The following is a 13,753-nucleotide window of genomic DNA, read 5'->3' on the forward strand; positions in this document are numbered from 1 at the left end:
TCACCGTCCGGCACTTGAACAGGCATCGAACCGCATCAGAAGCGACGTAATCGATGATTTTAGCAACTGGGTGTAGTGCTGCCTGTACGAAGCGTTATTCTCCTCAGACGCAAACCGGTACCCCTCCGTCGCTACGACGGGTGAAAGGTCCCGCACTGCACGTGATGGAAGCTCTGCCTCTGGGAGTCCCGTGTACTCACACGTCGGGGTTGACGCCTCGGGCCTGGCTACGCTGCGCGCAACGGTCCTGGACCGTCTGCGCGGCTTCGTCCCCACCGCGTACGCCGTCCCCGCTTTCGCCCTCCCCGCGCCCGTCGGCCCTTGCTATGCACTGGCCGACGGCAACGCGGCGGTCGGCAGGCGGGGCCGCTCAGGCTCGGCCACCACCGCACGCCGTCCGGCCGCGGACAGTGACAGCGCCCGGATGATGGATCTCGTGGAGCGCGCCCAGGCCGGCGAGGCCGACGCCTTCGGACGGCTCTACGACCAGTACAGCGACACCGTGTACCGCTACATCTACTACCGGGTGGGAGGTAAGGCGACTGCCGAGGACCTCACGAGCGAGACCTTTCTGCGGGCGCTGCGGCGGATCGGCACGTTCACCTGGCAGGGGCGCGACTTCGGCGCCTGGCTCGTGACCATCGCCCGGAATCTGGTCGCCGACCACTTCAAGTCCAGCCGTTTCCGGCTGGAGGTGACCACCGGCGAGATGCTCGACGCCAACGAGGTCGAGCGCTCACCCGAGGACTCCGTCCTGGAGTCGCTCTCCAACGCCGCGCTCCTTGACGCCGTGCGTCGGCTCAACCCACAGCAGCAGGAGTGTGTGACGCTCCGCTTCCTCCAGGGGCTCTCGGTCGCCGAGACCGCCCGGGTGATGGGCAAGAACGAGGGGGCGATCAAGACCCTCCAGTACCGGGCCGTCCGCACCCTGGCCCGGCTCCTGCCGGACGACGTCCGCTGAACCCGCTTCGACCCGCAGTGCCCCCGCACGTTCAGCGACACTCAACTCACCTTCCGTAAAAGTCTGTTGACTTCGCGGTCCGATCATCCGTCGTCCGTAACCCAAGTGCCGTGACGCTCGTTGTGCGGGATACAGGCTCCCTGTGGTCACGCCTTGGCCATCGCCGATCACCCGATCGTGCGGATACGGCCAGGGGGTGCAACCCTCAGGACCCCCTGGGGAGCCGACCGTCATGACGAGAGGAGGTGCCGCCAGTGATCGCGAACGTATCGGCACACCGGCGGGCGAACGCCTTCGCCCAGGCCCTGGAGGAGTCCGACCAGGGCACGGCGGCCGAGCAGCCCGATGGGTCGGCACCGTCCCGGGCTGCTGCGGAACAGACCGAGCAAGGGCTGCTGTTGGCCCTTGCCACCGGTCTCGGCGAGCTGCCCAAACCGGAGCTGGACCCCGAGGTCAAGATCGTGCAGCGAGCCCAGCTCGTCGCCGCGATGGAGGCCATGCTGCTGGAAGGCACCGCCGCCGGAGGCGATGGTTGGGACCGTGCCGTGCCCGAGCAGCGGTCCCATCGGGCCAAGGGCGCGCACCGGGCGACCGGACTGGGGAAGCTGCGGCCCCGGTCCCGGCTGTCCAAGGGGCTCGCCGCGGGCGGGCTCACCGTCGGTGTGGCCGCCGGAGCCTTCGGCGGTGTGGCCGCCGCGAGCTCCGACGCCCTGCCCGGCGACTCGCTCTACGGGCTCAAGCGGGGCATGGAGGACATCAAGCTGGGTCTGGCCCACGGCGACAGTGACCGGGGCGAGCTCTACCTCGACCAGGCCTCGAACCGCCTGAGCGAGGCCCGCCGGCTGATGGAGCGCGGCCGTTCGGGACAGCTCGACCACGAGTCCCTGGGCGAGGTCCGCCGCGCCCTGTCCGGCATGCAGCACGACGCCTCCGAGGGTCACCGCCTGCTGCACGAGGCGTACGAACGGGACGGCTCACTGGGCCCCATCCAGACCCTGTCCGCCTTCTCCCAGTCGCACCGCGAGGCCTGGGGTGCGCTGCGCGACCGGCTGCCCGTGCAGCTCGGCGACGTCAGTGACCAGGTCTCGTCGGTCTTCGAGGCCATAGACGAAGAGGTCGGCCCGCTGCGCTCGCTGCTGCCCAAGACGCCCGCCCCCGAGGGCACCGGACGTCACCGGGGCAGGAGCGAGGAGTCCACCGGCGCGCCCGGCAAGGACACCCCGGCGCCCAGCGCCACCAGCGGCTCCGCCGGCGGAAGCCACAGCAGCGGCAAGCCCAAACCCTCCAGCTCGGGCAGCAGCATCGACGGCCTGCTCGGCGGCAGCACCGGCGGCCTGCTCGACCCGCCGCAGGACGACACCAGCACCACCCCGTCGTCCGACAGCAGCGGCAAGGGCAACGCGACGAGCGAACCCGACGTCACGCTCCCGCCCCTGCTGCCCGGTCTCCTGCCGGGCCTCGGCATCGACACGGAGGACGCCGGCTGACCTGGCCACTCCACTACGCCGATGGGGGCGCCCTTCTCGGGAAGGGCGCCCCCATCGGCGTACAGGCATATCAGGACATGATCAGCAGAACCGTAACTGCATGATCAGAAGAACACGGACCTGCGCTGCACCAGCAGCTTGTACAGGGTGTGCTGGATCTGCTCTCTGACCTGGTCGGTCAGGTTGAACATCAGCATCGGGTCCTCGGCCGCCTCCGGCGGATAGCCGTCCGTGCGGATCGGCTCGCCGAACTGGATCGTCCACTTGGTGGGCAGCGGGATCGCACCGAGCGGGCCCAGCCACGGGAAGGTCGGCGTGATCGGGAAGTACGGGAATCCCAGCAGCCGCGCGAGGGTCTTCGCGTTGCCGATCATCGGGTAGATCTCCTCCGCGCCGACGATCGAGCACGGAATGATCGGGGTGCCCGCGCGCAGCGCCGTCGAGACGAAGCCGCCCCGGCCGAAGCGCTGGAGCTTGTAGCGCTCGCTGAAGGGCTTGCCGATGCCCTTGAAGCCCTCCGGCATCACGCCGACCAGTTCGCCGCGTTCCAGGAGCCGCTCGGCGTCCTCCGCGCAGGCCAGGGTGTGACCGGCCTTGCGGGCCAGCTCGTTGACGACCGGCAGCATGAAGACCAGGTCGGCGGCGAGCAGGCGGAGGTGACGGTTCGCGGGGTGGTTGTCGTGGACGGCGACCTGCATCATCAGGCCGTCCAGCGGAAGGGTGCCCGAGTGGTTGGCGACGATCAGGGCGCCGCCCTCCGACGGGATGTTCTCGACGCCCTTCACCTCGACGCGGAAGTACTTCTCGTACAGCGGCCGGATCAGCGACATCAGGACCTGGTCGGTCAGCTCCTGGTCGTACCCGAAGTCGTCGATCTCGTAGTCGCCCGTGAGCCTGCGGCGCAGGAAGGCCAGGCCCCCCGCGATGCGCTGCTCCAGGCCGCTACCGCCCTGCTGGGGCTGCTGGGGCTGATGTTCCTCATGCGTCACGGGAACATCATCCTGCGGGACGGTCCGCCCGGGCAGGGGCTGGACCTCGCGTACCACTACGGGCTCGCCCTTGCGCCGGCTCCCCGCGGCCCGGCGCCGCGCCGGGCGCTGCACAGCAGCCCCGCGCGACCGGTCGTCGTCGAAAGGAATGACCTTGGCGTCCGCCATCGTTGATGCGCTCCTCAGTTGGCGCTCTGCGTCGGGGTGTGGCCGCCGCCCAGAAGCGGCAGGGCGGCGATCCGGTCCACGGCCCCCGCAAGGGCCTCCGGGGGCAGGAGTCCGGGCCCCCGGCTGTGGGCGAAGTCCGCGAAGGTCTCCGCCGTCGTGTACTTCGGCTGGTAGCCCAGGGTTTCGCACATCTGGATCGTCGCGACCACCCTGCCGTGCGTGAGCAGCCGCAGCTGCTCCGGCGAGAAGTCCGTCACACCCAGGGTACGCACGGCCGTGCCGGCCCAGCTGAGGGCCGGCAGCAGCAGCGGGACCGTGGGCCGGCCCAGGCGCCGCGCGCACTGCGAGAGCAGCAGGACGCCGTCGCCGGCGATGTTGAACGTGCCGCTGTTGAGGGTGCCCCGCTGCGGATCGTGCGAGGCGAGCCGGAGCACCTCGATGACGTCGCTCTCGTGGACGAACTGGAGCCGCGGGTCGTAGCCGAACACCGTCGGCAGGACCGGCAGCGAGAAGTACGAGGCGAGCGGCGAGTCCGCGCTCGGGCCGAGGATGTTGGCGAACCGCAGCACGCACACGGCGACATCGGGCCTGCGGCGCGCGAAGCCGCGTACGTACCCCTCGACCTCCACCGTGTCCTTCGCGAAGCCGCCGCTGGGCAGCGACTTGGGCGAGGTGGTCTCGGTGAAGACGGCGGGGTCGCGGGGCGCCGAGCCGTAGACGTTCGTACTGGACTTCACGACGAGCCGCTTGACCGTCGGAGACTTCTGACAGGCGCCGAGCAGCTGCATGGTGCCGATGACGTTGGTCTCCTTGACCGTGGTCCGGCTGCCGGAGCCCAGCGCCGTGCCCGTCACGTCCATGTGCACGACCGTGTCGACGGAGTACTCGGCGAGCACCCGCGCGATCGTCGGCTGCCGGATGTCGGCCTGCACGAAGTCGGCGCCGCCGATGTGGTGCTCGGGTGGCACCGCGTCCACGGCGATCACCCGGTCCACCTGCGGGTCACGCTGGATCCGTCGTACGAACCGGCCCCCCAGCTGTCGGGCCACCCCGGTCACGAGCACGACCTTCCCCAAGATCAGCGCCTTCCTTCCAGAACTGGACGTAGCTCCGCTCGTACCTGCCGCGTTCCCCGTGTGCGGCCAACTTAGCGGGTTGATGTTGCGCTGTGATGACCGCCCGATGCACGAAGTGACGACAGCCGCAGACGTACGACCAGACCAAGCCATTCGGCCCACAGTCGTACGCGGCGTGTGTGGCTGAACCTATTCGATGTTCGAGCGGTTTTTCGGGGTCCTTCCTCCCGGATGCGACCGCGGCCGGCTCCTCGCGTCGGCCCGGATGCCACCGCGCCCGAACCTTGACGTCGCCCCGGGTGCCACCGCGGCCCGGCGCTTCGTCGACGCCCGGCGGGTCCTCGGCCGGCCTTCCGGACCGAGCCCCGGCCGGCCTCCCGGGTAGCCGTCTCGCGGCCGGGTATGCCTGTGGCCCCCCACCTTCGAGGTGGGGGGCCACAGTACGCGTTTCCGCGGCGCCGCTTACTTCTTGTTGCGACGCTGAACGCGAGTGCGCTTGAGCAGCTTGCGGTGCTTCTTCTTCGCCATCCGCTTGCGCCGCTTCTTGATAACAGAGCCCACGACTACCCTCGCTCACTTCTCTTTACTCGGTGCTGGGCTGCATGGGCCCACACGACCTATGAGGGGCCAGCCTACCCGTCCGAGAGCCGAGGTCGTAATCGAGGTGTTTCCGGGAGATCGCGAACGGTCTCCCGGAATCGCCGTCAGGCGGTCTCCACCCCCACATAGCTCTCACGGAGGTACTCGTGAACCGCTTGCTCCGGCACCCGGAAGGACCTCCCCACCCGGATCGCCGGCAGATGACCGCTGTGCACCAAGCGGTACACGGTCATCTTCGACACTCGCATCACCGAGGCGACTTCCGCCACGGTAAGGAACTGAACCTCGTTCAGAGGCCTCTCGCCTGCAGCCATGACACACCTGAACCTTCCGCACTCGACGGTCACCGGCTTCCCCTTCCGGTGACTCTTCGTCGTTGCGTGCTCACTCCCCAATGTAGGGGCGGGTGATGCGAGTGGGGAAGAGGGGATGCCATCGGCCGCCTACTGTGACAGACACGCTCGATTGAGTACATAGCGAGTAAGCGGTCGGTAGTAATCAGACCGCACAGCGTCATCAAGCGGAACGACGACGGACACCCGCCCCTCTGCCTCTCCGACGAACAGTGCGGGATCGTCCGTATCGGCGAGACCGATGGCCTCGAACCCCAGCTGACCTGCTCCGCAGACCCATCCGTGGTCTCCGATGACCAGCTCCGGGAGGGGCCCTCCGGCCTCCGCCGCGGCCGCCAGAACGGTCCGAACCGGCAGCGGCGAGTGGGTGTGTGCGCCGGTCGCACGACCGGCGGCCCCGGCCCCGGGTTCGCGCACCAGCGCGACGCCTTGTACGTAGTCGAGGTTGTACGTGCGTAGACCGAACCGGGTCGTTATGTCGACAGAGCTACCCTGCGCGGGGGTGAGGACGGTACATCCCGCCGCCGACAGCGCGTCCGCGAGAGCGGCGTAGAAGGCGATCAGCCGGTGCGGGTGACCCGTGCCGAGAAGCACAGGGTGACGATGACGGGCGGCTTCACGGAGCCGTGCCGCGAAGGCGTCGAGAGCCGCCAGGGTCCGCTCCGGGTCGATCACATCATGCCCCGAAGTGTGCGAGGGATCGGCCGAAACTCCGCACTTGTCGGCCATCAGCTCGATCAAGTCCCGCTGCCGCCAGGTCCATTCGGGATCAAGTCCGAGCAACAGACGGGGGTCGCGGGCGGCGAAGAGCCGATAGCTGCGCAGACTCTCCTCGCGCGAGGTGGCCACGGGCCCGGCCAGCCGGGCGGCCAGCAGATGTGCACGCAAAGCTCCGGTGCTCAACACGTCAGCGATGCTGACGCATCCACCGCCGCCGCACGCACAAAAAGCGGGAAATGCCCCACAGTTGGCCTAATAGCCCATCGTGACGCCGGTGACAGGGCAGTGACTGAAGGGCCCACAGCCGTCCTGGGGGCCCGTGATCTCACAACACATGTGAGCCAGAAGCCAGTTGACCGTGACGCCGACCATCACTCAGGGGGAATCACCGTGCGGCTGTCCCGTCGGTCGGCGACCGCCGCCGCCCTCCCGTCCTGCCCCTCGGCGGCACCTCACTGCGACCGGTCCGGCACTCGCCACGAGACCCGACCAGCCGAGGCCGCCACCCCCGCGTGACCCGCCGAACCGGCCGGGACGGAGGCATCGGGCGGGCAGCCTCGAAGCCGAGGCGGAAATCCGTTCCCGCCGCGGGGGAACGGCGGAAATCCCGCTCCCGCCCAGGCCCGAGGCGGGAACACAGGCCTACGGCAGCATCCCCCGCAGCGGGAACACGGCCCGGCGCGTGGCCACGATCGCCTGATCGAGACGGTCCGCCGGGTCGTACCCCGCCTCCCAGTCCTTCCAGGACACCGGCCAACGCCCGTCCGTCATCCGCATCGGCGCCAACTGCCGGGTGCGGGCGAAGACCTGCTGCCGCCAGCTCTCCGGGATCACCGTCTCGGGCTCGATGGGACGGCCCGCCGCGACGGCCACGAGATGCGTCCACGAGCGCGGCACCACCTCCACCACCGCGTACCCGCCGCCGCCCAGCGCGACCCAGCGCCCGTCGGCGTACTCGTGCGCCAGGTCGTGACAGGCGACCTGCACGGCCCGCTGCGCGTCGAGCGATACGGCGAGATGCGCGAGCGGGTCCTCGAAGTGGGTGTCCGCGCCGTGCTGGGTGACCAGAACTTGAGGCCGGAAGTCGGCGATCAGCTCGGGCACCACCGCGTGGAAGGCCCGCAGCCAGCCCGCGTCCCCGGTACCGGCCGGCAGCGCGACATTGACCGCCGTGCCCTCCGCGCTGTCGGCCCCCGTCTCCTCGGGCCACCCGGTCTGCGGGAACAGCGTCCGCGGATGCTCGTGCAAGGAGATCGTGAGAACCCGCGGGTCCTCCCAGAAGGCCGCCTGGACACCGTCACCGTGGTGCACGTCTACGTCGATGTACGCGACCCGCTCGGCGCCCAGCTCCAGGAGGCGGGCGATGGCCAGCGAGGCGTCGTTGTAGATGCAGAACCCGGAAGCGCCGCCGGGCATCGCGTGGTGCAGCCCGCCCGCGAAGTTCACCGCGTGCAGCGCCTCACCGCGCCACACCGCCTCCGCCGCCCCCACCGACTGCCCGGCGATCATCGCGGACACCTCGTGCATCCCGGCGAACGCGGGATCGTCCATGGTCCCGAGACCGTAAGACGGGTCGGCCGACTCGGGATCGGCGGACGCGGACCTGACCGCCTCCACATAGTCCTCGCGGTGCACCAGCCGCAGGGTCGAGTCCCCCGCGGGCTTCGCCGAGACCACGTCGACGTCCCGGTCGAGCCCGAAGGCGTCGACGAGTCCCCGGGTCAGGGCGAGCCGGACCGGATCCATGGGATGGTCCGGACCGAAGTCATACCCCGTTACTGCCTCGTCCCACATCAGCTGTGCGCGGCCGCTCATGCACGTCACCGTATCGGTCCGGTTGAGGATCGAACGAGCGGGCGTACCCCAAGGTCGCGAGGACCAGCACCATCGGTACGACCATGGCTCCGCGGTAGCTCCACGCGTCGCCCAGCGCGCCCACCAACGGCGAACCGATCAGGAACCCGACGTAGTTGAAGATGTTCAGCCGCGCGATCGCCGTGTCCGACGCCCCCGGGAAGAGCCGCCCGGCCGCCGCGAAGGTCTGCGGCACGATCACACACAGCCCGAGCCCCACCAGCGTGAACCCCAGCATGCCCACCCAGGCCCCCGGCGCGACCGCCACCACCCCGAACCCGAGCGCGGCGACCACGGCGCCCAGCCGCACCACCGCGACGGCTCCGAACCGCCGCACCCCGAAGTCCCCGACGGCCCGCCCCACCAGCGTCATCACCATGTAGACGTTGTACGGAACCGTCGACAGCTGCTCCGAACTGCCCAGCACGTCCTTCAGATACTTCGCGCTCCAGTTGGAGACCGTCGAGTCCCCGATGTAGGCGAACGTCATCACCAGGCACAGCGGCAGCAGCAGCTTGAAGACGAGAGGTCCGGCACCGGCACCGTCCTCGGCCGCCGCGTCCTTCCCGTCCGGGGCCGCACCCCCGTCGACGTACCACCGGCTCGCCACGAGAGCGAGCGGAAGCAGCACCAGCACGACCGGCAGATACGACACGAAGAGCGGCAGATGCCAGTGCGCCCCGGCCCAGGCCAGCGAGGCGCCCACGATCCCGCCCAGGCTGTACGCGGCATGGAAGCCCAGCATGATGCTGCGCCCGTACGACCGCTGGAGGCTCACCCCGAGCATGTTCATCGAGGCGTCCAGAGCACCGACCGCGAGGCCGAAGGCACCGAGGGCGACCGCCACCTCCACGAGCTGGTCACCGGCCCCGACACCGAGCAGGGCGAGCAGCACGACGGGCTGCGACCACCGCAGGACGCTGCTGGGGGGTATCCGCTTGACCAGGTGCTCGGTGGCGACGCTTCCCACCCCGGCGAGGATCGGGACAGCCGCCAGGAACGCCGGCAGCAGCGCGTCGGAGATCCCGTAGCGGTCCTGGATGGCCGGGATGCGCGTCACGAGCAACGCGAAGGCGGCGCCCTGAGCGAAGAAGCTGAACGCCAAAGAGGCCCTACCGCGCCGCAGCACATCTGTCATGGCGGCGAGCGTAGGGCCCCGGCTTACCGGTGGGTAGATCCAGCCGAAGGTGAATTTTGCTCAGCTCTTCGGAGAGAGGCCGTTCAGTCGTTCGTTTCCGCGCCGGCTGCGAGCTCCCGCTCGAGCATCTTCTCCATCGGGACGACCGCGAAGCGCCCGCTGAGCAGGAAGGCGAGGACCATCGAGGCGATCATGACGACCGTGCCGAGCCAGACCATGGTGTCGATCGGCAGCGTGTAGGCACCCACGACCCGCGCGACGCACTCAGCGAGCAGCACCGAGCCCCACACGAGGGAGAAGGTCCGCTCGGCTTTCCGGAACCCCTCCGAGCCGGCCACCAGCCGGTCCCAGGCCGCGCTCCTGGCCGCGTCCCCCTTCACGAGGAAGGGCTTCATCGCCTGCGTCATCATCGGCCGCCCGAGCCGCACGGACACCAGGACGCCGAGGCCCACCGCGCTGCTGACCCCGCTGTCCTTGGCCAGCATCAGCCGCGGGTCACCGGCGACGAGGCTGAGGGCGAGCCCGACCACGTTGACGAAGAGGATCAGCCCGGCCAGGGCGTTGACCTTGCGCTCCTTCACCACGCTCCACACGGTCCGCACCGCCGGTACGACGCTGCTCCAGCCGAGCGCCGCCATCGTGCTCATCCCGAACCCGTTCTTGAGCAGGTAGTACGACCCGACGGGCACCGCCACGTCCACGATCAGCGGCAGGAAGCTCGGCCGGGGACCGGCGGCCTCCGTGGTGGAGGCCGTCCCGGCGACCGCCGCGGCAGCGCGGTCGGTCTCTCCGGTGCTGAACTCGGTGGCGGTGATGCTCATGATCGGGTCCCTCCGTCGTCACTGTGTACGTCCCGTTTCGATGTACTCAGCTTCGCGGTCGGACCCCACCCGCCGACAGAAACGATCGTCCGGAGCTCGGCATGACATATGTCAGCCCCCGCCGATGGGTGCCGTCATACGAGCAGGTCAGCCAACTCCCCCATGTCGGAGAAGAGTTGGGTGGCACCGACCAGCCTGTCGGCCGGCGTCATCGCCGTGAACCCGTACACGTCCATCCCGGCCGCGTTGGCCGCCCGCACCCCCAGCGGACTGTCCTCGACGACGGCGCACTTCTCCGGCCGGACACCCACGCGCTCGGCCGCGTGGAGGAACAGATCGGGGGCCGGCTTGCCCCGCCCCACGTCCTGCGAACTGAAGATCCGCTCGTCGTCGAACCAGCGGTCGAGTCCGGTCGTCCGATGCCCGACCCGGATCCGCTCATGACTCCCGGAGGAGGCCACGCAGTACGGCACTCCGTCCGCGGCCAGCTTCTCCAGCACCTGCCCGGCACCGGGAACGGGCTTCAGCTCCCGCTCGAAGGCGGCGAAGACCCGGGCGTGGAACACGTCGTCGAAGTCGTCCGGCAGCCGCTGCCCGGTGCGTTCGAGGACCATGTCGTGGATGCGGTGCATGGCGGAGCCCATGTAGTCACGCAAGGAGTCCTCGTACGAGGTGGGGTGCCCCAGCTCGGTGAGGTAGGCGGCCAGAAGAGTGTTGGAGATCGGCTCACTGTCCACGAGGACGCCGTCGTTGTCGAAAATGATCAGGTCATAGCGCATAACAAAGACCCTAAACGCAGAAAACCCCCGCCACCGGTTTCCCGGTACGGGGGTTTTCTTCAAAATTTGTTCGGCGGCGTCCTACTCTCCCACAGGGTCCCCCCTGCAGTACCATCGGCGCTGTGAGGCTTAGCTTCCGGGTTCGGAATGTAACCGGGCGTTTCCCTCACGCTATGACCACCGAAACACTATGAAACTGTCAACCGGAGCCGTGGCATAGCTACGACGGTTGTTCGTGGTTTCAGAACCAACACAGTGGACGCGAGCAACTGAGGACAAGCCCTCGGCCTATTAGTACCAGTCACCTCCAGCGGTTGCCCGCCTTCCAGATCTGGCCTATCAACCCAGTCGTCTACTGGGAGCCTTAACCCCTCAAGGGGGTGGGAATACTCATCTCGAAGCAGGCTTCCCGCTTAGATGCTTTCAGCGGTTATCCCTCCCGAACGTAGCCAACCAGCCATGCCCTTGGCAGGACAACTGGCACACCAGAGGTTCGTCCGTCCCGGTCCTCTCGTACTAGGGACAGCCCTTCTCAATATTCCTACGCGCACAGCGGATAGGGACCGAACTGTCTCACGACGTTCTAAACCCAGCTCGCGTACCGCTTTAATGGGCGAACAGCCCAACCCTTGGGACCGACTCCAGCCCCAGGATGCGACGAGCCGACATCGAGGTGCCAAACCATCCCGTCGATATGGACTCTTGGGGAAGATCAGCCTGTTATCCCCGGGGTACCTTTTATCCGTTGAGCGACGGCGCTTCCACAAGCCACCGCCGGATCACTAGTCCCGACTTTCGTCCCTGCTCGACCCGTCGGTCTCACAGTCAAGCTCCCTTGTGCACTTACACTCAACACCTGATTACCAACCAGGCTGAGGGAACCTTTGGGCGCCTCCGTTACTCTTTAGGAGGCAACCGCCCCAGTTAAACTACCCATCAGACACTGTCCCTGATCCGGATCACGGACCCAGGTTAGACATCCAGCACGACCAGAGTGGTATTTCAACGGCGACTCCACCATGGCTGGCGCCATGACTTCAAAGTCTCCCACCTATCCTACACAAGCCGAACCGAACACCAATATCAAACTGTAGTAAAGGTCCCGGGGTCTTTCCGTCCTGCTGCGCGAAACGAGCATCTTTACTCGTAGTGCAATTTCACCGGGCCTATGGTTGAGACAGTCGAGAAGTCGTTACGCCATTCGTGCAGGTCGGAACTTACCCGACAAGGAATTTCGCTACCTTAGGATGGTTATAGTTACCACCGCCGTTTACTGGCGCTTAAGTTCTCAGCTTCGCCACCCCGAAGAGTGACTAACCGGTCCCCTTAACGTTCCAGCACCGGGCAGGCGTCAGTCCGTATACATCGCCTTACGGCTTCGCACGGACCTGTGTTTTTAGTAAACAGTCGCTTCTCGCTGGTCTCTGCGGCCACCCCCAGCTCACCGAGTAAATCGGATCACCAGTGATGGCCCCCCTTCTCCCGAAGTTACGGGGGCATTTTGCCGAGTTCCTTAACCATAGTTCACCCGAACGCCTCGGTATTCTCTACCTGACCACCTGAGTCGGTTTAGGGTACGGGCCGCCATGAAACTCGCTAGAGGCTTTTCTCGACAGCATAGGATCATCCACTTCACCACAATCGGCTCGGCATCAGGTCTCAGCCTTGATGTGTGACGGATTTGCCTATCACACGGCCTACACCCTTACCCCGGGACAACCACCGCCCGGGATGGACTACCTTCCTGCGTCACCCCATCACTCACCTACTGCAGGTCTGGTCCGTCGGCTCCACCACTCCCCTTTGCCCGAAGGCTCCGGGGCGGCTTCACGGACTTAGCATCGCCTGGTTCAATGTTTGACGCTTCACAGCGGGTACCGGAATATCAACCGGTTATCCATCGACTACGCCTGTCGGCCTCGCCTTAGGTCCCGACTTACCCTGGGCAGATCAGCTTGACCCAGGAACCCTTAGTCAATCGGCGCACACGTTTCTCACGTGTGTATCGCTACTCATGCCTGCATTCTCACTCGTGAACCGTCCACCACTGCCTTCCGGCGCGGCTTCACCCGGCACACGACGCTCCCCTACCCATCACAGCGGGCGTTGGCCCTATTGCTGCAATGACACGACTTCGGCGGTACGCTTGAGCCCCGCTACATTGTCGGCGCGGAATCACTAGACCAGTGAGCTATTACGCACTCTTTCAAGGGTGGCTGCTTCTAAGCCAACCTCCTGGTTGTCTGTGCGACTCCACATCCTTTCCCACTTAGCGTACGCTTAGGGGCCTTAGTCGATGCTCTGGGCTGTTTCCCTCTCGACCATGGAGCTTATCCCCCACAGTCTCACTGCCGCGCTCTCACTTACCGGCATTCGGAGTTTGGCTAAGGTCAGTAACCCGGTAGGGCCCATCGCCTATCCAGTGCTCTACCTCCGGCAAGAAACACACGACGCTGCACCTAAATGCATTTCGGGGAGAACCAGCTATCACGGAGTTTGATTGGCCTTTCACCCCTAACCACAGGTCATCCCCCAGGTTTTCAACCCTGGTGGGTTCGGTCCTCCACGACCTCTTACAGCCGCTTCAACCTGCCCATGGCTAGATCACTCCGCTTCGGGTCTTGAGCGCGCTACTGAATCGCCCTATTCGGACTCGCTTTCGCTACGGCTTCCCCACACGGGTTAACCTCGCAACGCACCGCAAACTCGCAGGCTCATTCTTCAAAAGGCACGCAGTCACGACGCACTGAGTAAACTCAATGCGCGACGCTCCCACGGCTTGTAGGCACACGGTTTCAGGTACTATT

Annotated in this window: 11 protein-coding genes and 2 rRNA genes (1 of these 13 only partly in view); 2 read left to right on the top strand and 11 right to left on the bottom strand. The window is 66.9% G+C overall.

Annotation, left to right across the window (positions count from 1 at the left end; translation table 11 throughout):
* The first annotated feature begins 190 nt into the window (after positions 1 to 190).
* Together OOK38_RS11125 and OOK38_RS11130 are read left to right on the top strand one after the other, a co-directional pair.
* Entirely contained in the window at positions 191 to 961 is a 771-nt protein-coding gene (locus OOK38_RS11125; protein WP_037627370.1) for an ECF subfamily RNA polymerase sigma factor, BldN family, read from the top strand.
* A 254-nt stretch (positions 962 to 1,215) separates the two neighbouring features.
* Positions 1,216 to 2,448 carry a DUF5667 domain-containing protein gene (locus OOK38_RS11130; protein ID WP_266761332.1) on the top strand — a complete coding sequence of 411 codons (1,233 nt, stop codon included), beginning with the start codon at positions 1,216 to 1,218 and terminating at the stop codon, positions 2,446 to 2,448.
* 104 nt (positions 2,449 to 2,552) lie between these two features.
* Here OOK38_RS11130 and OOK38_RS11135 read toward each other — a convergent pair whose 3' ends face one another.
* The 11 genes from OOK38_RS11135 to OOK38_RS11185 form a co-directional block, all read right to left on the bottom strand.
* The gene (locus OOK38_RS11135) at positions 2,553 to 3,605 is read right to left on the bottom strand and encodes a lysophospholipid acyltransferase family protein (RefSeq protein WP_266761330.1); all 1,053 of its coding nucleotides are present in this window, start codon (positions 3,603 to 3,605) and stop codon (positions 2,553 to 2,555) included.
* 14 nt (positions 3,606 to 3,619) lie between these two features.
* Complete coding sequence (locus tag OOK38_RS11140) at positions 3,620 to 4,681, bottom strand: NAD-dependent epimerase/dehydratase family protein (protein ID WP_266761328.1); 1,062 nt, start codon at positions 4,679 to 4,681, stop codon at positions 3,620 to 3,622.
* Between the two features lie 462 nt (positions 4,682 to 5,143).
* Positions 5,144 to 5,242, bottom strand: a complete 99-nt coding sequence (locus tag OOK38_RS11145; protein ID WP_003948845.1) for an AURKAIP1/COX24 domain-containing protein — start codon at positions 5,240 to 5,242, stop codon at positions 5,144 to 5,146.
* Positions 5,243 to 5,385: 143 nt separating this feature from the next.
* Positions 5,386 to 5,595, bottom strand: a complete 210-nt coding sequence (locus OOK38_RS11150) for a helix-turn-helix domain-containing protein (RefSeq protein WP_093781815.1) — start codon at positions 5,593 to 5,595, stop codon at positions 5,386 to 5,388.
* 129 nt (positions 5,596 to 5,724) lie between these two features.
* A complete protein-coding gene (locus tag OOK38_RS11155; protein WP_266761326.1) occupies positions 5,725 to 6,540 on the bottom strand; it encodes a phosphatase in 816 nt (271 codons plus the stop codon).
* A gap of 456 nt (positions 6,541 to 6,996) precedes the next feature.
* The gene (locus OOK38_RS11160) at positions 6,997 to 8,169 is read right to left on the bottom strand and encodes an acetoin utilization protein AcuC (protein WP_266761324.1); all 1,173 of its coding nucleotides are present in this window, start codon (positions 8,167 to 8,169) and stop codon (positions 6,997 to 6,999) included.
* Complete coding sequence (locus OOK38_RS11165; RefSeq protein WP_266761322.1) at positions 8,120 to 9,346, bottom strand: MFS transporter; 1,227 nt, start codon at positions 9,344 to 9,346, stop codon at positions 8,120 to 8,122. The genes OOK38_RS11160 and OOK38_RS11165 overlap by 50 nt, the downstream gene beginning before the upstream one ends.
* An 83-nt stretch (positions 9,347 to 9,429) precedes the next feature.
* On the bottom strand, positions 9,430 to 10,167 hold the full coding sequence (locus tag OOK38_RS11170; protein ID WP_266761320.1) for a VC0807 family protein: 738 nt from the start codon (positions 10,165 to 10,167) through the stop codon (positions 9,430 to 9,432).
* A gap of 134 nt (positions 10,168 to 10,301) precedes the next feature.
* Positions 10,302 to 10,946, bottom strand: coding sequence for an HAD family phosphatase (locus OOK38_RS11175; protein WP_266761318.1), 645 nt, complete (start codon positions 10,944 to 10,946; stop codon positions 10,302 to 10,304).
* 68 nt (positions 10,947 to 11,014) lie between these two features.
* A 5S ribosomal RNA gene (rrf, locus tag OOK38_RS11180) occupies positions 11,015 to 11,131 on the bottom strand.
* 86 nt (positions 11,132 to 11,217) lie between these two features.
* Positions 11,218 to 13,753 (bottom strand): 23S ribosomal RNA (locus OOK38_RS11185) (it continues 587 nt past the right edge of the window).

It is taken from the genome of Streptomyces sp. NBC_00568, assembly GCF_026341855.1.
Classification (GTDB): Bacteria; Actinomycetota; Actinomycetes; order Streptomycetales; family Streptomycetaceae; genus Streptomyces.